Source organism: Streptomyces sp. NPDC035033 (assembly GCF_040636735.1).
Lineage (GTDB): Bacteria > Actinomycetota > Actinomycetes > Streptomycetales > Streptomycetaceae > Streptomyces.
Genome location: NZ_JBEZUZ010000053.1, coordinates 1 through 17,828, shown reverse-complemented (window position 1 = coordinate 17,828; position 17,828 = coordinate 1). Strand labels below are relative to the sequence as shown.

Annotated in this window: 15 protein-coding genes and 2 tRNA genes; 6 read left to right on the top strand and 11 right to left on the bottom strand. The window is 74.3% G+C overall.

Annotated features, from left to right (window positions below; translation table 11 throughout):
* Nucleotides 1-33: 33 nt before the first annotated feature.
* From AB0E83_RS21505 to pgsA, 3 genes are read right to left on the bottom strand one after another with little or no spacing between them, the layout of a single operon-like run.
* Nucleotides 34-1,188 (bottom strand): glycosyltransferase family 4 protein, encoded by a 1,155-nt coding sequence (locus tag AB0E83_RS21505; RefSeq protein ID WP_362114014.1) that lies wholly within the window; start codon nucleotides 1,186-1,188, stop codon nucleotides 34-36.
* Complete coding sequence (locus tag AB0E83_RS21500) at nucleotides 1,185-2,090, bottom strand: phosphatidylinositol mannoside acyltransferase (protein WP_362114011.1); 906 nt, start codon at nucleotides 2,088-2,090, stop codon at nucleotides 1,185-1,187. The genes AB0E83_RS21505 and AB0E83_RS21500 overlap by 4 nt, the downstream gene beginning before the upstream one ends.
* Nucleotides 2,087-2,752: a phosphatidylinositol phosphate synthase gene (gene pgsA, locus AB0E83_RS21495; RefSeq protein ID WP_362114008.1), complete on the bottom strand. Its 666-nt coding sequence runs from the start codon at nucleotides 2,750-2,752 to the stop codon at nucleotides 2,087-2,089. Before pgsA ends, AB0E83_RS21500 begins: the two co-directional genes overlap by 4 nt.
* A gap of 263 nt (nucleotides 2,753-3,015) precedes the next feature.
* Between pgsA and AB0E83_RS21490 the strand changes: the two genes are divergently transcribed.
* Both AB0E83_RS21490 and AB0E83_RS21485 read left to right on the top strand, forming a co-directional pair.
* Nucleotides 3,016-5,223 (top strand): elongation factor G-like protein EF-G2, encoded by a 2,208-nt coding sequence (locus AB0E83_RS21490; protein WP_362114100.1) that lies wholly within the window; start codon nucleotides 3,016-3,018, stop codon nucleotides 5,221-5,223.
* 175 nt (nucleotides 5,224-5,398) lie between these two features.
* Entirely contained in the window at nucleotides 5,399-7,057 is a 1,659-nt protein-coding gene (locus AB0E83_RS21485) for a hypothetical protein (RefSeq protein ID WP_362114005.1), read from the top strand.
* Between the two features lie 47 nt (nucleotides 7,058-7,104).
* Here AB0E83_RS21485 and AB0E83_RS21480 read toward each other — a convergent pair whose 3' ends face one another.
* Nucleotides 7,105-7,668, bottom strand: coding sequence for an HIT domain-containing protein (locus AB0E83_RS21480; protein WP_362114002.1), 564 nt, complete (start codon nucleotides 7,666-7,668; stop codon nucleotides 7,105-7,107).
* A gap of 65 nt (nucleotides 7,669-7,733) precedes the next feature.
* On the opposite strand from AB0E83_RS21480, the gene AB0E83_RS21475 reads away from it, so the two are divergent.
* Nucleotides 7,734-8,411 carry a potassium channel family protein gene (locus AB0E83_RS21475; RefSeq protein ID WP_362113999.1) on the top strand — a complete coding sequence of 226 codons (678 nt, stop codon included), beginning with the start codon at nucleotides 7,734-7,736 and terminating at the stop codon, nucleotides 8,409-8,411.
* Nucleotides 8,412-8,467: 56 nt separating this feature from the next.
* Here AB0E83_RS21475 and thrS read toward each other — a convergent pair whose 3' ends face one another.
* The 3 genes from thrS to AB0E83_RS21460 form a co-directional block, all read right to left on the bottom strand.
* Nucleotides 8,468-10,444 (bottom strand): threonine--tRNA ligase, encoded by a 1,977-nt coding sequence (gene thrS / locus AB0E83_RS21470; RefSeq protein WP_362113996.1) that lies wholly within the window; start codon nucleotides 10,442-10,444, stop codon nucleotides 8,468-8,470.
* A 112-nt stretch (nucleotides 10,445-10,556) separates the two neighbouring features.
* Complete coding sequence (locus tag AB0E83_RS21465; protein ID WP_362113993.1) at nucleotides 10,557-11,861, bottom strand: hypothetical protein; 1,305 nt, start codon at nucleotides 11,859-11,861, stop codon at nucleotides 10,557-10,559.
* The gene (locus AB0E83_RS21460) at nucleotides 11,861-12,427 is read right to left on the bottom strand and encodes a DUF4365 domain-containing protein (protein WP_030493560.1); all 567 of its coding nucleotides are present in this window, start codon (nucleotides 12,425-12,427) and stop codon (nucleotides 11,861-11,863) included. The genes AB0E83_RS21465 and AB0E83_RS21460 overlap by 1 nt, the downstream gene beginning before the upstream one ends.
* A 122-nt stretch (nucleotides 12,428-12,549) precedes the next feature.
* Here AB0E83_RS21460 and AB0E83_RS21455 point away from each other — a divergent pair, with 122 nt between their 5' ends.
* Nucleotides 12,550-13,278 carry a 3'-5' exonuclease gene (locus AB0E83_RS21455; RefSeq protein WP_362113990.1) on the top strand — a complete coding sequence of 243 codons (729 nt, stop codon included), beginning with the start codon at nucleotides 12,550-12,552 and terminating at the stop codon, nucleotides 13,276-13,278.
* Between the two features lie 57 nt (nucleotides 13,279-13,335).
* On the opposite strand, the gene AB0E83_RS21450 is transcribed toward AB0E83_RS21455, so the two are convergent.
* Both AB0E83_RS21450 and AB0E83_RS21445 read right to left on the bottom strand, forming a co-directional pair.
* Nucleotides 13,336-13,407 (bottom strand) — tRNA-Val (locus AB0E83_RS21450).
* A gap of 45 nt (nucleotides 13,408-13,452) precedes the next feature.
* A complete protein-coding gene (locus AB0E83_RS21445; protein ID WP_362113987.1) occupies nucleotides 13,453-13,899 on the bottom strand; it encodes an SRPBCC family protein in 447 nt (148 codons plus the stop codon).
* 80 nt (nucleotides 13,900-13,979) lie between these two features.
* On the opposite strand from AB0E83_RS21445, the gene AB0E83_RS21440 reads away from it, so the two are divergent.
* On the top strand, nucleotides 13,980-16,421 hold the full coding sequence (locus AB0E83_RS21440; protein ID WP_362113984.1) for a hypothetical protein: 2,442 nt from the start codon (nucleotides 13,980-13,982) through the stop codon (nucleotides 16,419-16,421).
* Between the two features lie 72 nt (nucleotides 16,422-16,493).
* Here the strand turns inward: AB0E83_RS21440 and AB0E83_RS21435 are convergent.
* Nucleotides 16,494-16,568 (bottom strand) — tRNA-Val (locus tag AB0E83_RS21435).
* Nucleotides 16,569-16,622: 54 nt separating this feature from the next.
* Nucleotides 16,623-17,045 carry a TIGR02611 family protein gene (locus AB0E83_RS21430; protein ID WP_362113981.1) on the bottom strand — a complete coding sequence of 141 codons (423 nt, stop codon included), beginning with the start codon at nucleotides 17,043-17,045 and terminating at the stop codon, nucleotides 16,623-16,625.
* Nucleotides 17,046-17,234: 189 nt separating this feature from the next.
* Here AB0E83_RS21430 and AB0E83_RS21425 point away from each other — a divergent pair, with 189 nt between their 5' ends.
* Entirely contained in the window at nucleotides 17,235-17,648 is a 414-nt protein-coding gene (locus AB0E83_RS21425) for an SsgA family sporulation/cell division regulator (protein ID WP_030493555.1), read from the top strand.
* Nucleotides 17,649-17,828: the final 180 nt, after the last annotated feature.

Sequence of the window (17,828 nt, the reverse complement as noted above, 5' to 3'; positions counted from 1 at the left end):
CCCCACGTGCGCCACGCACGGGACGCGGCCCGGCTACAGGCCCAGGCGGGCGCGCAGGCCGCTCGTCTTCTCGTCCGTGTCGACCGCCGCCGCGCCGTCCGTGACCGTCTCGTAGACGGCCAGGACGTCCGCGCCGACCGTGGACCAGTCGAAGCGGCGTACGTGGGCCGAGCCGCGGGCGCTGAGCTCGGCGCGGCGGACGGGGTCGCCGAGCAGCCGGACCGCCGCCTCCGCGAGCGCGTCCGCGTCCTCGTTGGCGAAGAGTTCGCCCGCCGCGCCCTGGTCGAGGACCTGCGCGAAGGCGTCCAGGTCGGCGGCGAGGACCGGCGCGCCGGCCGACATCGCCTCGACGAGGATGATCCCGAAGGACTCGCCGCCGGTGTTGGGGGCCACGTACACGTCCACGCTGCGCAGCAGCCGCGCCTTGTCCTCGTCGCTGACCATGCCGAGGAACTCCACCCGGGAGCGCATCTCGCGCGGCAGCGAGGCCACCGCCTCCTCCTCGTCGCCGCGGCCGGCGACCAGGAGGCGGGCGCCGGGCCGCTCGGTGAGGATCCGGGGCAGCGCCTTCATCAGCACCGGCAGGCCCTTGCGGGGCTCGTCGATCCGCCCGATGAAGCCCAGCGTCTCGCCCTGCCACTCCGCCTTCGGCTCGGCGCCGGCGAAGAAGCCGACGTCGACGCCGTTGGGGATGACGACCGCGTCCCCGCCGAGGTGCTCGACCAGGGTCCGGCGCGCGTACTCGCTGACCGCGATCCGCGCGCTGATCTTCTCCAGCGCGGGCTGGAGGATCGGGTACGCGGCGATCATCGCCCGCGAGCGCGGGTTCGAGGTGTGGAAGGTGGCCACGATCGGGCCCTGCGCCGCCCAGCAGGTGAGCAGTCCCAGCGAGGGCGAGGTCGGCTCGTGGATGTGGACGACGTCGAAGGTGCCGTCGTGCAGCCAGCGGCGGACCCGCGCGGCCGACAGGAAGCCGAAGCTGAGCCGGGCCACCGAGCCGTTGTACGAGACGGGCACGGCCCGGCCGGCGGAGACCACGTACGGCGGCAGCGGGGTCTCGTCGTCGGCGGGGGCGAGGACGGAGACCTCGTGCCCGAGCCGGATCAGGTGCTCCGCGAGGTCGCGGATGTGGAACTGGACGCCGCCCGGTACGTCCCAGGAGTACGGGCAGACGATGCCGATCCTCACGGCGTGCGCTCCTCCAGGTCGGCCAGCCAGAGGCGCTGGAGCATGTGCCAGTCCTCCGGGTGGTCCGCGATGCCCCCGGCGAAGACGTCGGCGAGGGCCTGTGTCATGAGGGACGTCTTCTCGGCCCGGGTACCTGACTCGGGGGCGTCGAGAGGCGCGTGGACCTGCCCCCGCATGACGTCGGAGTCGTCGTACCAGAGGGTCACCGGCAGCAGCAGCGAGTCGGTCTGCAGCGCGAGCATGGCCGGGCCCGCGGGCATCCGGACGGGCTCGCCGAAGAAGGAGACCTCGACGCCGGAGGCGGACAGGTCCCGGTCGGCGACCAGGCAGACCAGGCCGCCGGCGCGCAGCCGGCGGGCGAGGGTGCCGAAGGCGGCGCCGCCGGTGTGCGGCAGCACCTCCATGCCGAGGGACTCGCGGTAGGCGACGAAGCGGTCGTACAGCGACTCGGGCTTGAGCCGCTCGGCGACGGTGGTGAAGGGCACGCCGAGCGCGCGGGTCACCCACACGCCGGCCAGGTCCCAGTTGCCCATGTGGGGCAGGGCGAGGATGACGCCCCGGCCGGAGGCGAGCGCGTCCTTCAGGTGGTGCACGTCCTTGGGGGCGAAGCCGTTCGCGGCCCGCTCGCGGCTCCAGGCGGGCAGCCGGAAGGACTCCATCCAGTAGCGCATGTACGAGCGCATGCCGGCCTTCGACAGCTCGGCGAGCCGCTCGGGCGTGGCGTCCGGCACCACGCGCGCGAGGTTGGCCTCCAGGCGCAGCACGCCCTTGCCGCGCCGCTTCCACACGGTGTCGGCGATCTTCCGGCCCAGTGCCCTGGCCACCGGCTCCGGGAGCTTCTTGACCGCCGCCCACCCGAGCCCGTACAGGCCGTCCGTCAGTTTCTCCCTGGCTCCGCTCACGATGCCGCTCCGCTCCCCTCCGCCGTCGCGGCGGCGTCCGCCTCCGCGGCTTCCCTGCGTACCGTCACGACCCGCTGCCCCAGGGTCACGGCCGAGCCGGCGGCCACGATCCACAGCGCGATCGGCAGCAGCACGTCGACGCCGGGCACGCCGAAGGCGTGCAGCCCGGCGAGACCGGCGGCGACCAGCGAGATCACCAGCCGCTCGGCCCGCTCGACCAGGCCGTTGACCGCGACCGGCAGGCCGATCGATTCACCACGCGCCTTGGTGTACGAGACGACCTGGCCGCTCGCCAGGCAGAAGATCGACACCGCGCACAGCACGTCGTCGGCGCCCTTGCCCGCGTACCAGAGGGCGAAGCCGCCGAAGATCGCCCCGTCGGCGACCCGGTCGAGGGTCGAGTCCAGGAAGGCGCCCCAGCGGCTGGAGATCCCGGCCTGCCGGGCCATGTTGCCGTCGACGAGGTCGGAGAAGACGAAGAGCGTGATCACGATCGTGCCCCAGAAGAACTCGCCCCTGGGGAAGAAGACCAGAGCGCCGGCGACCACTCCCGCCGTGCCGATCAGGGTGACGGCGTCGGGGCTGACCCCCCGGCGGAGCAGAAACGCGGCGAACGGTGTGAGGACACGCGTAAAAAACGCACGCGCGTACTTGTTCAGCATGGCCTTCCCGAGGTTTCGGCGGGCCGCGCGGTCCCATGACCACCGGCTCACCCATCGTAGCCACGCGCCCGTCGCCGCACGGGAGCGCACCCGTCCCGCCGCGTCGGCCCACCCGTGGGGGCCCGCCGGTGTACGACGGATGGACGCGTCCCGGCACCGGTGCGAAGCTCGAAGGAGCACCCCGCGGGCACCGCCGGAGCCGCACCGCGATGCCACTCCCCCGCGCCCGCGCACCCCTCACCGCCTCGCAGCCGGGAGGAATCATGGGCGACAAGGCGCACACCCCCGCCGGAGCCGCCGGCAGGGCACCGACGGCCGACCGGCCCTCGGAGGTACGGAACGTGGTGCTGGTCGGCCACAGCGGATCGGGCAAGACGACGCTCGTCGAGGCGCTCGCGCAGACCGCCGGGGCCCTGGGCCGGGCCGGCCGGGTCGAGGACGGCGCGACCGTCTCCGACCACGACGAGATCGAGCACCGCCAGCACCGCTCCGTCCAGCTCTCCCTCGTGCCGATCGGCTGGGAGGGCTTCAAGATCAATCTGCTCGACACCCCCGGGTACGCCGACTTCGTCGGAGAGCTGAGGGCCGGTCTGCGCGCGGCGGACGCGGCCCTCTTCGTCGTCTCGGCCGCCCAGGAGGCCGACGCGGTCGCCGCCTCCACCCGGATGGTCTGGGAGGAGTGCGCGGCCGTCGGCATGCCCCGGGCCATCGTCGTCACCCACCTCGACACGGCCCGGACCGGCTTCGAGGAGCTGACCGGGGTCTGCGCCGGGCTCTTCGGCCGTGACGACCCCGACGCCGTCCTCCCCCTCCACCTGCCGGTGCACGGCCCGGAGGGTCCCGACGGCCACGCCCCGGCGACCGGTCTGATCGGGCTCCTGCCGGAGCGGGTCCTCGACTACTCCACGGGCGTGCGGCGCGAGCTGCCGCCGGGGGACGGCGAGCGGGAGCGGATCGCCGCCGCCCGGGCCCGGCTCATCGAGGGGATCATCGCCGAGAGCGAGGACGAGACCCTGATGGACCGTTACCTCGGCGGCGAGGAGGTCGACGTCGCCACCCTCGTCGGCGACCTGGAGAAGGCGGTCGCCCGGGGCGGTTTCCACCCGGTGCTCGCCGCCGCGCCGGCCGTCGACGGCGGCGAGCAGGGCCTCGGCACCGTCGAGCTCCTGGAGCTGATCACCCGCGGCTTCCCCTCCCCGCTGGAGCACGAGCCGCCGGCCGTCACCACCCCCTCCGGCGAGCCCCGGCCGCCGCTGGCCTGCGACCCCGACGGGCCGCTGGTCGCCGAGGTCGTGAAGACGGCCGCCGACCCCTACCAGGGCCGGATCTCCCTCGTCCGGGTCTTCTCCGGCACCCTGCGCCCCGACGAGACCGTGCACGTCTCCGGGCACGGCCTGGCCGACCGGGGCCACGAGGACCACGACGTCGACGAACGGGTCGGCGCCCTCACCTCCCCCTTCGGCAAGCAGCAGCGGCCGGTGTCGCACTGCGTCGCCGGGGACCTCGCCTGTGTGGCCCGGCTGAGCCGCGCCGAGACCGGCGACACCCTCTCCGCCAAGGACGACCCGCTGCTGATCGAGCCGTGGAGCATGCCCGAGCCGCTGCTGCCGCTCGCCGTCGAGGCGCACAGCAAGGCCGACGAGGACCGGCTCTCCCAGGGCCTGGCCAAACTGGTCGCCGAGGACCCGACCCTCCGCCTCGAACAGAACCAGGACACCGGGCAGGTCGTCCTGTGGTGCCTCGGCGAGGCCCACCAGGAGGTCGTCCTGGAGCGGCTGCGCGGCCGCTACGGGGTGCGCGTCGACTCCGTCCCGTACCGGGTGCCGCTGCGCGAGACCTTCGGCGCCCCCGCCTCGGGCCGCGGACGGCACGTCAAACAGTCCGGCGGGCACGGCCAGTTCGCGATCTGCGAGATCGACGTCGAACCGCTCCCGCCGGGCAGCGGCATCGAGTTCGTCGACAAGGTGGTGGGCGGCGCGGTCCCCCGCCCGTTCATCGGCTCCGTCGAGAAGGGCGTACGGGCCCAGGCCGCGCGCGGCGTCGCCGCCGGGCATCCGCTGGTGGACGTCCGGGTCACCCTCAAGGACGGCAAGGCCCACTCGGTGGACTCCTCCGACGCCGCCTTCCAGACCGCCGGGGCGCTCGCCCTGCGCGAGGCGGCCGCCGGGGTCCCGGTCCACCTCCTGGAGCCGGTCGCCGAGGTGCGGGTGCTCGTCCCCGACGAGTACGTCGGCGCGGTGATGAGCGACCTGTCCGGGCGGCGCGGCCGGGTCGTCGGCACCGACCAGGCCGGGCCGGGCCGCACGGTCGTCCGGGCCGAGGTCCCGGAGATCGAGATCGGGCGGTACGCGATCGACCTGCGGTCGGTCTCGCACGGCACCGGCCGCTTCGACCGCAGCTACGCCCGGCACGAACCGATGCCCCCTCAGCTCGCCGACCGGCTCCGCGAACAGGCCGGAAAGCGTTCATAGTTGACGGAACGGCAGCGGTTCCCGTCCGTCCGGACCACACCGGGCGGACGGGTTCCGGTCGCGGTCGTCCACAGCCGGTGACGCATACCACGCCGCCCGGTTACGCTGTGGTGCCCAGCTCGGAAGGCGTGCCGGGCACGGCAGTCGGGAACGGCCCGCACAGGTACTCGCGGTGATGGGGGCGGAAGTGGCGATCGACGGTTTCGGACCGGGGGCACAGATCCCGCTCCAGGGCGGCAGCGGCCTGACCGGGGCGACGAACGCGCTGGCCTCGGCCGCGTACCGGGACAGCCCCCTGGAGACCATCCAGGAGGCCGACAACGAGCACTACAAGACCACGCTGAAGAAGGGGAAGTGGGAGAAGCTCTTCCGCCCCGACCTCGGCGAGGCGTTCTCCCGGGCCGTGCAGGTCCGCATGCTCGGCGGCGGCCGCAAGGCCCTCATCCAGTCCTTCGGCGCCGAGCCCCAGCCGGTCGTCGAGCACTGCCTCGCCGCCACCCACATCCGCCGGCGGCGCGACGTCAAGCTCACCCTGGTCACCTTCTTCTGCGGCGTGCTCTTCCTGCCCGGCCTGCTGCTCTGGCTCGGCGTCATCCACCTGCGCCGCACCGTCGCCGGCTCGGAGAACAAGCGGACCAGCGCCCTCGGCACCGCCCTGCTCTGGGCGGCCGGCCTCCTCGCCGTCCTCGCCCTCCTCCGGCTCCCCTTCGACGGGCTGCTGCCCACCTACCTGCGGGCGATGATCGTCGCCCCGGTCGCCGGCTGGTACCTCGCGAGCCGGATCTGCCTCAACGCCGCCGTGGACCTCCGCGAGCGCTGGACCGGGCTGCTCAGCGGCGGCGGCGTCGGCGCCCACGTCCCCAAGTCCGTCCCCACCGACCCGGGCGAGAAGTCGGCGGAGGAGCTGCGGCTGAACCTGGAGAAGCTCTCCGCCGAGCAGCAGTCCAACGTGGTCTTCTACGCGGGCCCCAAGGGCATCCTCGGCCTGGGCACCCGCTGGGGCAGCTGGACCCTCGCCGAGGAGCTGGTCCCCCTCCCCGGCAAGGAGATGCACGACTTCCGCGCCTGGGACCTGGTCCGCAAGATCCACGACCAGCTCACCCTGCTGGAGCGCGGCGCCCTCAAGACCGGCTTCCCCAAGCCGACCGTGAAGCACTGGATCGTCTCCCCCGTCGGCGAGGGGGCCGACGAGGTCACCCGCCCCGAGGGCGACGCCATCGTCCACTACCAGGTCAAGCCGCACGAGATACAGCGGATCTGCAACGAGCAGCAGTTCGGCGCCGGCAACCGCCACTACCTGGGCGTCCAGTTCATCCTCTGGGACGGCAACGTGGTGCTGACCATGATGGTCACCGTCACCTCGCTCCACCACACCCTGCGCATCGAGGTCACCGGCCACGCCCTCGGTCCCGTCCACGGCCTGTTCACCACCAAGCCCAAGGCGAAGACCAAGGAGGTCTCCAAGACCGTCCGCTTCTGGGAGACCAAGGAGATCCCGCAGCCGCTGCTCGGCACCGACGACATCGTCCGGCTCGCCGTCCGCGCGCCGCTCACCTGGTACCCGCCGGTCCTCGACTTCCTCGGCGGCAAGATGACCCTGCCCGAGCCCTTCGGCCTGCGGCACGTGTGGGCCGGTCCGCTCTGGAAGAACCGCTTCATGGCCGACGACGCCATCCGCATGGCCACGCCCGTGCTCCGCGCCGTCCACACCGCCACGATCCGCTTCCTGGACGAGCACAACGTGGACACCGAGCGCTTCACGAACCGGTCGCTCGTCCTCGGCGGGAGCGTGCAGGATCCCGGCCCGAAGAAGGCCGACGTCTACGACGCGTGACGCGTACGGCCCCGGGGCGCGCGCCCCGGGGCCGTACGGAAGAGGTGTCAGACCGCGTCCGGCCAGGCGTCGGCCAGCATCTTCCGGGTGTCGGCGAGCAGCTGCGGAAGGATCTTGGTGTGGCCGACGACCGGCATGAAGTTGGTGTCGCCGCCCCAGCGCGGCACCACGTGCTGGTGCAGGTGCGCGGCGATCCCGGCGCCCGCCACGGCGCCCTGGTTCATGCCGATGTTGAAGCCGTGCGCGCCGGACGCGGCCCGCAGGGCGAGCATCGCCCGCTTGGTGAGGTCGGCCAGCTCGGCCGTCTCCGCCGCGTCCAGGTCCGTGTAGTCGGCGACGTGCCGGTACGGGACGACCATCAGGTGCCCGCCGTTGTACGGGTAGAGGTTGAGGACCGCGTACACGCTCTCGCCGCGGGCGACCACCAGCCCGTCCTCGTCCGACTTCGACGGGATCGAGCAGAACGGACAGCCGTCGTCGGCCCCCGGCCCGGTCGGCTTGTTCTCGCCCTGGATGTACGCCATCCGATGAGGCGTCCACAGGCGCTGGAACGCGTCCGGCGCCCCCACTCCGATCTGCTGCTCCGGCTCAGTCGTCATGCTGTGCAGCATATGGCGTCGCCCGTTCGGAACGTGTCGGCGGGGCGAGGGAACCCTCCCCGGGTGATCCTGATCCGATGAGCGCCAGGCCCCCGGAACCGACCCGCCAGGAACGCTGGGACCACCGCATGGAGGTGCCGCTCGCCGTGGCCTCCGTCGCCTATCTGGCGGGGTACGCGGTCCGGGTCCTCGCCCGCGACCACCTGCCCCGGCTCGGCGTCGACCTGTGCCTCGGGGTGATCCTCGGGGCCTGGGCGGTCTTCGCGGCCGACTACGCGGTGCGGCTCCGGCTCAGCGGCCTGCGCCCGCTCCGCTTCGTCCGCACCCACCTCCTCGACACGGTGGTCCTGCTGCTGCCGCTGCTGCGACCGGTCCGGATGGTGACCCTCTACGACCGGGTCCAGCGCCGCCGGGACAGGCCGCGGCTCAGCCTCTACGCCCGGGTCATGGTCTACGCCGGCCTCTCGGTCTCCCTGCTCGGCTTCGCCGCCGCGCTCACCGTCTACCACCACGAGGCCGACGCCCCCGGCGCCTCCATCCGCACCTTCGGCGACGCGGTGTGGTGGGCCTGCGCCACCCTGGCGACGGTCGGCTACGGCGACGTGAGCCCGGTGACCCCGATCGGGCGGACGGTGGCGGTCGGGCTGATGGCCTGCGGGCTGGCGCTGCTCGGCGCGGTGACGGGTTCGTTCTCGTCCTGGCTGATCCAGGCGTTCACGCGGGAGGACGAGAGACCGGGGAACGAGGGGCCGTAGGACGGGCCAGGCCCCCGGGGGCGTCCCCCGGGGGCCTGGTCGGAACGCGCCGGCCGTCAGACCTGGACGCGGTCCTCGACGATCTTGGCGAGCTTGGCGATGGCCTCGTCGACGGGGATGCCGTTCTCCTGCGAACCGTCGCGGTAACGGAAGGAGACGGCGCCGGCGGCCATGTCCTCGTCACCCGCGATGATCATGAAGGGGACCTTCTGCTTCTGCGCGTTGCGGATCTTCTTCTGCATCCGGTCCGAGGAGGAGTCGACCTCCACGCGCAGCCCCTGCTTCTTCGCCTTGGCGGCGAACTCCTGGAGGTACTCGACGTGCGCGTCGCCGATCGGGATGCCGGTGGCCTGGACCGGGGCGAGCCACGGCGGCATGGCGCCCGCGTAGTGCTCCAGGAGCACCGCGAAGAACCGTTCGATCGAACCGAAGAGCGCGCGGTGGATCATGACGGGGCGCTGCTTGGTGCCGTCCGGGGCGGTGTACTCCAGGTCGAAGCGCTCGGGCAGGTTGAAGTCGAGCTGGACGGTCGACATCTGCCAGGTGCGGCCGATGGCGTCCCGCGCCTGCACCGAGATCTTCGGGCCGTAGAAGGCGGCGCCGCCCGGGTCGGGGGTGAGCGGCAGGCCCTGCTTCTCGGCGACCTGCTGGAGGACCGCGGTGGCCTCCTCCCAGACCTCGTCGGAGCCGACGTACTTCTCCGGGTCCTTGGTCGACAGTTCCAGGTAGAAGTCGGTCAGACCGTAGTCGCGCAGCAGGTTCAGGACGAAGGTGAGCGTCTTGTCGAGCTCGTCCGCCATCTGCTCGCGGGTGCAGTAGATGTGCGCGTCGTCCTGGGTGAAGCCGCGGGCCCGGGTCAGGCCGTGCACGACGCCCGACTTCTCGTACCGGTACACGGTGCCGAACTCGAACAGGCGCAGCGGCAGCTCACGGTAGGAGCGCCCGCGCGCGTCGAAGATCAGGTTGTGCATCGGGCAGTTCATGGGCTTGAGGTAGTAGTCCACGCCCTCGTCGAGCTGCATGGGCGGGTACATGCCCTCGGCGTACCAGTCGAGGTGACCGGACTTCTCGAAGAGCTTGCCCTTGGTGGCGTGCGGCGAGTAGACGAACTCGTAGCCCTCCTCCTCGTGCCGCTTGCGCGAGTAGTCCTCCATGACCCGGCGGATGATGCCGCCCTTGGGGTGGAAGACGGCGAGGCCGGAGCCGATCTCGTCCGGGATGGAGAAGAGGTCGAGCTCGTTGCCGAGCTTGCGGTGGTCGCGCTTCTCGGCCTCGGCGAGGAAGTCCAGGTGGGCCTTCAGCTCGTCCTTCGACGGCCACGCGGTGCCGTAGATGCGCTGGAGCATCGGGTTCTTCTCGCTGCCGCGCCAGTAGGCGGCCGCGTTCCGCATCAGCTTGAACGCCGGGATGTTCCGGGTGGTCGGCAGGTGCGGGCCCCGGCAGAGGTCCTTCCAGCACAGCTCGCCGGTCTTGGCGTCCAGGTTGTCGTAGATGGTCAGCTCGCCGCCGCCCACCTCGACGTTCGCGCCGTCCTCGGAGCCGGCCGAGCCCTTGATGCCGATGAGCTCCAGCTTGTACGGCTCGTCGGCGAGCTCCTCGCGGGCGGCCTCGTCGGTGACGACGCGGCGGGCGAAGCGCTGGCCGCGCTTCTGGATCTCCTGCATCTTCTTCTCGATGGCCTTGAGATCCTCGGGCGTGAACGGCTTCTCGACGTCGAAGTCGTAGTAGAAGCCGTCCCGGACCGGCGGGCCGATGCCCAGCTTGGCCTCGGGGAAGAGCTCCTGCACGGCCTGCGCCATGACGTGCGCGGTCGAGTGGCGCAGGATGTCGAGGCCGTCCGGGGAGGAGATCTCGACGCCCTCGACGACGTCGCCGTCGGCGAGCTCGTACGAGAGGTCCTTCAGCTCCCCGGCGACGCGGGCGGCGATGACGGTGCGGTCGTCGGCGAACAGGGCGCCGGCCGTGGTGCCCGCGCTCACCGTCCTCTCCTCGGGGCCTGAGGCGGTCTGGACGGTCACACGGACTTCGGACACGGGTAACTCCATGCATCGGGGCGCCGGCAGACACGAGGTGCCGGCGTCGGTGGCGCGCGGCAGAGACGAGGTGCCGCGTCCCCTCGATCTTACGGGCCCGGCCGGGGACCGCTCACCCCTGTTCCTCCGGCCCGCACGCCTCCTCGAAGAAGTCGAGGTCCTCGTGGAGCGACTTCATCAGCCGGTCCCGCTCCGCCTCGTCCACCTGCACCGGGACCACCCCGGAGGCGTCGGAGAGGCGCCGGAAGCCGCCGCGGCTCTCCAGGCGTCCGACGACCCGGATCGGCAGGCCGACGAGGTGGGCGTGGCCGGCGGTGCGGTACGCCTCCTCGTCGAGGGTGGCCCGGACGTGGCCGACGTCGGCGCCGCCGAGGACCCGGAGCTTGACCGTGCCCTCGCCGCGCGGCCCGGAGCGGCGGAGCCGGACGACGGCGCCGGTGATCCGGACCGGGACGGAGGGCTCGTCGGTGAGGTAGCGGGCGCTCGCCTCGCGCAGCGCGGGCAGGTCGCCGGGCGAGAACTCGACGGGCTCGGGCCGGGCGGCGCAGCCGTCCGGGACGCCGGCGGCCGGTGCCCAGGCGAGGGCGACGCGGACGCCTTCCGTACCGCGGACGAGGGCGATGAGCGCGTCGGTGAGCTCGCGGCTGACGCCGGCCTCGACGGCGGAGTCGAAGGCGTCCATGCCGCCGGTGGCCCGCTGGTAGTCGACGGCCTCCCGGGCGGCGTGCAGGGCGTGGTGGAGCCGGACGGCGACGGGGCGGCCGGGCGGGACCGGCAGGAAGGCGGTGAGGGCGCGTCCGCCGGGGTCGGCGGCGACGACGACGGGTTCGAGGGCGGCCCGGGCGGCTGCGCGGTGCCGGGAGCCGTGGTAGCCGGCCCGGCCGCGCACGGCGAGGGCGCCGGCCAGGAGGACCTTGCGGGCGGCGGACCGCAGCTGCTCGTGCACGGGCCAGGGGACGGTGCCGGCCGGACCGACGGGCCCGTCGCGCCACCAGCGGACCTCGTCGCTGGGGACGGCGAGGCCGGTGAGGACCTCGCGGGCGGAGGGGGTGGCGCTGCGGGCGAGGGCGGTGAGGGCCTCGCCGATGAGCTCCTCGCTGTCGGGGAAGGCGAGGCTGTCGGGGACGAGGAGGCTGGTGCCGCCGCCGGGTCCGGCGCCGGGCGGGGTCCAGCGGCCGTAGCGTCCCGCGGCGCCGCCGCGCCGCCGCCAGCCGTGCCGGGCGAGGAGGGCGGCGAGGACGCGCGGGTCCACCCGGCCGGGGTCGGGCACGCCGTCGCCGCCGGTCCAGGCGCCGGCGGGACCGGCGGGTCCGGCGCCGGGCAGCGGGTGGGACCGGTAGGGCGGCGGCACGGGGGCGGGGCCGCGCCCGGCCCCGCCCCCCGCCCCGTGTCCGGGTCCGTCGATCGGTCGGTGCATCAGGGTCTCCCTCCCCGGCCGACCCGGGTCATGATCTCGCAGAGCGCCCGGTCGTCGAAGATCCGCGCCGTGGGGACGCGCACGGTGGTCCGGCGGCGTCCGGTGACCGGGTGCCCGGCCAGGTTGATCCAGTAGCAGCAGTGCCGCAGGTCGAGCCGGTCGTGGCTCGCGCGCAGCCAGTCCTCCGGGTCTCTCGGGACGATCATCACGACCAGGATCTTGTGGACGGCCACGGGCGTCCGGGCCAGTTTCACCAGGTGGTCGTTGTCGAGGGTGAAGGGGAAGGTGCTCCCCGTGGGGCGGGCCGGCAGCTGGTAGGTGCACTTGAGCTGCACCTTGATGGTGACCTCGTCGTCGACGGTGTGTCCGGGCGAGCCGTGGCTCACGTGCCAGTCGACGCCGTTGTCCGGGAAGGGCTGCGCGAGCGAGCAGCCCGCCGCGGCGGCGACGGCGTGCAGGTATCCCACCTGGAGGGTCTCCATGCAGGCGGTGGTGGCGAGTGAGCCGCGTGCCGGGGCCGCCCGCTGGGGCGGCAGCCCTCCCGACTCGGGCTGGGCGAGCGCCATGGTGAACGTCCTTCCCCGTCCCCTCTGTTGTGACCGGTCCGCGTACGCCGCAAACAGGGCGGGTATCACCGGATCGGGGCAGGGGGTTGGCCATCTGCCGCGCGGGTGCGAGGAGTTCGGGGATGACGACGAACTGGTACGAAGGGCCCCTGGCCGCTTTCGACACGGAGACCACCGGAGTGGACGTCGAGCAGGATCGGATCGTGTCCGCCGCGCTCGTCGTCCAGGACGCGGCCGGGGCGCGGCCCCGGGTGACCCGCTGGCTGGTCAATCCGGGCGTCCCGGTGCCGGAGGGGGCCACGGCGGTGCACGGCCTGACGGACGACCACCTCCAGCGGAACGGCCGGTGGCCGTCGCCCGTGATGGAGGAGCTGGGGCGCGCCCTGGCGGAGCAGAACGCGGCCGGCCGGCCGCTGGTGGTGATGAACGCGCCGTTCGACCTGACCATCCTGGACCGGGAGTTGAGGCGCCATCGGGCGTCGTCGCTGAGCCGGTACCTGGAGCACACCTCGCTGTGCGTGCTCGATCCGCGGGTCCTGGACAAGCACCTGGACCGGTACCGCAAGGGCCGCCGGACGCTGACGGACCTGTGCGCGCACTACGAGGTGGAGCTGGCGGAGGCGCACGACGCGGCGGCGGACGCCACGGCGGCGCTCCAGGTGGTGCGGGCGGTGGGGCGGCGGTTCGCGTCCCGGCTGGAGCGGCTGTCGCCGGCGGAGCTGCACACCCTCCAGGCGGTGTGGCACGCGGCGCAGGCGCGGGGGCTCCAGGCGTGGTTCACCCGGCAGGGGACGCCGGAGACGGTGGATCCGGCGTGGCCGCTCCGTCCGGAGCTGCGGAAGGCGGCGTGAGCGGGGCCGGAAACGGCTGAGGCCGGTCCGTCGTGGTGACGGACCGGCCTCTCCCGGTGGGCGATACTGGGATCGAACCAGTGACCCCTTCGGTGTGAACGAAGTGCTCTCCCGCTGAGCTAATCGCCCGGGAACGGGTTGAACCATACAGGGCTTCCGGGCCGGGTTCAAAATTCATTCGGAGCGCAGGAGGGCGGCGAGCCCCCGGCGTCCGCCCCGCATCATCAGGGCGTGGTTGGCGCGGAAGAAGGGGCGGCCGGGGACGGCGAGGAGGCGCAGCGGCCGGGCCCGGACCTCGACCTCCTGCTCGTACAGGGCGCGGGTGCCGGCGCCGTCGGCGGTGAGGGTCCAGCGGGCCCAGCCCTCCAGGTCGCCGTCGAGCCGGACCTCCAGGACGCGCGCCCCGGGGTCGCTGCGCAGGGCGCGGGCGGTGACCTCGATGTCGTACGGGAGGACGGAGCGGAAGCGGGCGGTCCCGGTGGTGTCGGTGCGGGGGACGACGGCGCGGACCTGGGGCCACCAGAGGGGGTACTCCTCGGCGCGGGCGAGGACGGCGTAGACCCGGTCGGGCGGGGCGGCGAGCCGCCAGACGCTGCGGAAGCGGTACCGGCACCAGTCCATGGGTCCAGTGTGGGTACTCGGGCCGGATCTGAGTAGCAGCGCGCATTCCCCGGGCGGGGCCCCGGCGCGACACTCCGGTCATGGACATGAAACCGCCCCCCGCCGAGGAGCTGCGGCTCGTCGACCTCGAGCTGTCCCGGCTCGACGCACGGCGCGCCGAACTGCTGGCCCGGCGGGCGTGGCTGCTGGGCGTGCTGCGCTCCCCCGGCGGGACGCAGGCGCCGCCGTTCCCGGTGGCCGGGCCGGCGCGGGAGACGTCGCCGCGGGGCGCGCAGAACGCGCTGCTGACGCTGGGCGGGACGCTCCTGGCGATCGCGGCGCTCGCGTTCACGCTGGTGAGCTGGGGGTCCATGGGGATCGCGGGGCGCGCGGCGGTGCTGTTCGCGGTGACGTCGGCGGCGCTGGCCGCGCCGGCGGCGCTGCTGCGCCGGGGGCTGGCGTCGACGGCGGAGGCGGTGGGCGCGCTCGGTCTGGTCCTGACGGTCCTGGACGCGTACGCCCTGCACCGGGTGGCGCTGCCGGGCACGGACGGGGTCGGGTACGCGGCGGCCGCCTCGGCGGTGCTCGCGGGGCTGTGGACGGGGTACGGGGGGCTGCTGCGGCGACTGCGGCCGCCGTTCCCGGCGGCGGTGGCCGCGGCGCAGCTCCCGCTGCCCCTGGGCGCCGTGGCGGCCGGGGGTTCCCCGGCGGTCGTGGCGTGGGCGGCGGTGCTGACGGCCGCGGCGGACGTGCTGCTGCTGGGGCGTCCGGCGGGGGCCGCGGTGCGGGTCACGGCGGCGGCGTCGGCGGGCGTGCTCGCGGCCGGCGCGCTGCTGACGGGCGGCCTGCTCTCGCTGACGGACCCGTGGACCGGGGCCGCGCTGCTGCTGGGCTGCGCCGCGCTGGGCCTGTACGGGGCGCGGACGGTCCGGCCGGCGGCGACCGCGCTCTCGGCGGTGGCGGGCCTGGCGGCGGTGGCGGCGGTGGGCGGCCCGGCCCGGGACGCCCTGCCGGCCGGGTGGACGGTGCCGGTGTACGTGGTCTGCGGGCTGGCCCTGGCGGCGCTGTGGCGTCCGGTCCCCGCGGCACGGATCCCGGCGGCGGTCCGGGCCGGGTTCGGGCTCGCCGGGGGCGGGGTCGCGGCGCTCGGCGTGGTGTGGGCGCTGCCGCCGGCCGTGACGGGCCTGCTGGGGCCGGCGGTCCGGAGCGCGGGCGTGTGGTCCGGGGCGCACGCGGAGCCGGTACTCGGCGGCTACCCGGCGACGGCCGCCCTGGTGCTGCTGCTGGGCGCGGGCGCGGCGGCGACGGCCGGGCGGCTGTGGGGCCGGTGGGGCGCGACGGTGCTCGGGTGGGCGCTGCTGATGGCGCTGCCGGTCTGTCTGGGGCTGCCGTACGGGGCGGGGCTCGCCGTCCGGCTGGTGGCGACGGCCGGCGCGCTCGCGGTCGCGGTGCGGCCGGGGGCGCTGACCCGCGGCCTGCCGGAGCCGGAGCCGGTTCCGGCGCCGGTGGCCGGGGCGGGGCGCCCGGAGGGCGCCTGGGGCGCGTCCTGGACGGCCGGGGCGGCCGCGGCGCCCGTGGCACCCGTGACTCCGGAGGCCCTGCTCTCCCGGACGGGGCTGGTGGCCGGGCTCGCGGCGGCGGGTTCGGCGGTGCTCCTGGGCCTGGACGCGCGGGGGGCGACCTTCGCGGTGCTGGGGGTGCTGCTCGGGCTGTGCGCGGCGGCGGCCCGGTTCGGCGCGGGCGCGGTCCGCGAGGCGTCGGCCGCGGCGGCGGTGCTCGCGGCGGCCGGTCTGATGGGCGCGGGGGCCGCGGCGGCGGGGCTCGCGCCGGCCGCGGCCGGGCTGCTCCTGCTGCTCGTCCCGGCGGGCACGGCGGTCCTGGCGGTCCGCGTGCGGTCGGCGGCGGCCGAGTCGGCGGGGGCGGTGGTGGGCGCGGTGGGCCTGGCGCTGACGGTGCCGCGTCCGGCGGTGCTCGCCCTGGCGCTGGCGCTGGGCGGGGTGATCGCGGCGGCGACGGCGCTGCGGCCGGAGCGGCGGGCGGCGTCGTGGCTCGCGGGGGCGCTGTTCCTGGGCGCGGCCTGGGTGCGGCTGGCGGTGTGGGGCGTGACGGTCCCGGAGGCGTACACGCTGCCGGTGACGGTGCCGGCGCTGGTGGTGGGGTTCCTGCGGCGGCGCCGGGACCCGGCGGCCTCGTCCTGGTCCGCGTACGGCCCCGGGCTCGCGGTGACGCTGGTGCCGGGCCTGGTGGCGGTCTGGTCGGACCCGTACGGGACGCGGCCGCTGCTCCTGGGGGCGGGGGCGCTGGCGGTGACGCTGCTGGGGGCGCGGTTCCGGCTCCAGGCGCCGCTGGTCCTGGGCGGGGCGGCACTGGTCCTGGTGGGGGCGCACGAGCTGGCGCCGTACCTGGTGCGGCTGGTGGGGGCGCTGCCCCGGTGGCTGCCGCCGGCGGCCGCGGGTCTGCTGCTGCTCGCGGTGGGGGCCACGTACGAACGGCGGCTGCGGGAGGCGCGGCGGCTGCGGGAGCGGCTGGCGCGGATGCGGTGAGCCGGGCCCGGGGCGCGCCGGGAGACGCCGAGGGCCCGGAGACGGTGATCGTCTCCGGGCCCTCGGGCCGGGTGGTGGGCGATACTGGGATCGAACCAGTGACCCCTTCGGTGTGAACGAAGTGCTCTCCCGCTGAGCTAATCGCCCCGGCGCACCGCAAACATTACCGCATGTCAGCGGGGTTGCCGAACCACCTCGTGGTCATTGGTCGATCTTCCAGGGCATGACGAGGCCGAACTTCCACAGGTACCAGCCGAGCAGGGCGGCGACGATCACCAGGCCGATGACGGTGAGGGTGATGTTGCGCCGCCGGACCTTGGGGTCGAGGGCGCGCTGGGCGGCCTCGGTGACCTTGCGCTTGGTCCAGCGGAGCACGATCTGCGCCCAGACGAACTCGGTGGCCCAGATCGCCATGCCGGCGAAGATGACGAGCCAGCCGGGACCGGGGAAGACGAGCATGAGGACGCCCGCCACGATCACGGCGAGTCCGACGATGAAGACGCCGACCTGCCAGCTCAGGTGCAGGCCTCGGCGGGACTTGATGAACTCCGGCGCGCGCGATCCCAGTTCGGACTGATCGCCGGCGGCGGGCTCGGGGGCGCGCTCGTCACTCTCCGCATTCATGGGGCCAATTTACCCGACACACCAGCCCCACCGGTATGGCGGTATTACCCAAAGTTACATACCGCCGTCCGAGCTACCTGAACGCTCACAAAACCGACAGAGGGGTTTACAACGGCACCGGAGGTGGCATGTCGATTTCGCCGACGTGCGAATCCCCGAGCGCACACTGAGCGAAAGGCCCTGGCGCTTATGAACACCGTGGTGAGCTGCGAGCTGCACCTGCGCCTCGTTGTGTCGAGCGAGTCCTCACTGCCTGTACCCGCGGGCCTGCGGTATGACACGGCGGATCCGTACGCCGTGCACGCCACCTTCCACACCGGAGCCGAGGAGACGGTCGAGTGGGTCTTCGCCCGCGACCTTCTCGCCGAGGGGCTGCACCGGCCCACCGGCACCGGCGACGTCCGGGTCTGGCCGTCACGCAGCCATGGCCAGGGCGTCGTCTGCATCGCGCTGAGCTCGCCCGAGGGCGAGGCCCTGCTCGAGGCCCCGGCGCGGGCCCTGGAGTCGTTCCTGAAGCGGACCGACGCCGCGGTGCCGCCGGGCACCGAGCACCGGCACTTCGACCTCGATACCGAGCTGTCCCACATCCTGGCCGACAGCTGAGCCAGGCCATGGGCCGCACGGCGCCGTCTTGACTCGGGGAGACGGCGCCGCGCGGGCGGTCGCACGGCACGACCTCCGGCGCCCTCCACCCCCCCGGCCGCGCGGGGGGGGGGGGCGGCGCGGGGGTGGGGGGGTGGGGCGGTGCCACCGCGGGACTACCCGCCGAACCGGCGCCGTGTC

Coding starts and splice junctions, on each gene's coding strand:
- AB0E83_RS21430 (WP_362113981.1), bottom strand. CDS start 17,045: ATGAATGCGGAGAGTGACGAGCGCGCCCCCGAGCCCGCCGCCGGCGAT.
- AB0E83_RS21455 (WP_362113990.1), top strand. CDS start 12,550: ATGACGACGAACTGGTACGAAGGGCCCCTGGCCGCTTTCGACACGGAG.
- AB0E83_RS21475 (WP_362113999.1), top strand. CDS start 7,734: ATGAGCGCCAGGCCCCCGGAACCGACCCGCCAGGAACGCTGGGACCAC.
- AB0E83_RS21480 (WP_362114002.1), bottom strand. CDS start 7,668: ATGCTGCACAGCATGACGACTGAGCCGGAGCAGCAGATCGGAGTGGGG.
- AB0E83_RS21440 (WP_362113984.1), top strand. CDS start 13,980: ATGGACATGAAACCGCCCCCCGCCGAGGAGCTGCGGCTCGTCGACCTC.
- AB0E83_RS21465 (WP_362113993.1), bottom strand. CDS start 11,861: ATGCACCGACCGATCGACGGACCCGGACACGGGGCGGGGGGCGGGGCC.
- AB0E83_RS21460 (WP_030493560.1), bottom strand. CDS start 12,427: ATGGCGCTCGCCCAGCCCGAGTCGGGAGGGCTGCCGCCCCAGCGGGCG.
- pgsA (WP_362114008.1), bottom strand. CDS start 2,752: ATGCTGAACAAGTACGCGCGTGCGTTTTTTACGCGTGTCCTCACACCG.
- AB0E83_RS21425 (WP_030493555.1), top strand. CDS start 17,235: ATGAACACCGTGGTGAGCTGCGAGCTGCACCTGCGCCTCGTTGTGTCG.
- AB0E83_RS21490 (WP_362114100.1), top strand. CDS start 3,016: ATGGGCGACAAGGCGCACACCCCCGCCGGAGCCGCCGGCAGGGCACCG.
- AB0E83_RS21445 (WP_362113987.1), bottom strand. CDS start 13,899: ATGGACTGGTGCCGGTACCGCTTCCGCAGCGTCTGGCGGCTCGCCGCC.
- AB0E83_RS21485 (WP_362114005.1), top strand. CDS start 5,399: ATGGGGGCGGAAGTGGCGATCGACGGTTTCGGACCGGGGGCACAGATC.